The sequence below is a fragment of the Thiolapillus sp. genome (assembly GCF_048562965.1).
Lineage (GTDB): Bacteria > Pseudomonadota > Gammaproteobacteria > Chromatiales > Chromatiaceae > Thiolapillus > Thiolapillus brandeum_A.
The window spans coordinates 1-525 of record NZ_JBHNMF010001632.1 but is presented as its reverse complement, the minus strand read 5'-3'; the positions used below and the strand labels follow the sequence as shown (position 1 = coordinate 525).

At 57.3% G+C, this 525-nt stretch carries 1 protein-coding gene; it reads right to left on the bottom strand.

Going from position 1 to position 525, the window contains the following annotated elements; all coding sequences use genetic code 11:
* Positions 1 to 61: 61 nt before the first annotated feature.
* Complete coding sequence (locus tag ACOCD2_RS25920) at positions 62 to 385, bottom strand: hypothetical protein (protein WP_419583443.1); 324 nt, start codon at positions 383 to 385, stop codon at positions 62 to 64.
* Positions 386 to 525 lie beyond the last annotated feature (140 nt).

Genomic DNA, 525 nt, shown 5'->3' with positions numbered 1-525 from the left:
ATTCCCGCCGCGTATCCATGGAGGAGATTGAGGAGAACGGCTTCAACCTGAACATCTCGCGCTATGTGAGTACCGCACTGCCTGAGCCGCAAATTGACCTGGATGAGGTATTCGAGACGTTCGCTGCCAGCCATGGAGAGCGAAGCGAAGGCTGGTAGTCCCCAGTAGCCGCGAGGCCGCACTGTTTTCCCGGCGTGCCTTGCGCCAGAGGGAAAACAAAGTAGGCCTCCGAACGCGGCGTCCAGTCATATGGGAGCCAAGTACGGAGCAGCAACGAGCTTGCGAAGTTGTTGCGTAGTGCTTGGTGACCAGGACGGCTGGGGCACAAATAGGTTGTCAAAGGCCGAGTTGATTTTGGGGACTGGGATGTCCCAAAATCTATCACGAGGTCGAAGACACGCTTGACAAACGCTGAAGAACAAGCGTGCCGTGGCGCAGGAACGGCACAACAGCTACCTGAAAGCACTGGGATTGCCACCGCTGCCCGGGTAGCAGGGGATCTGACCTTTTTCCACGGGCATCTGA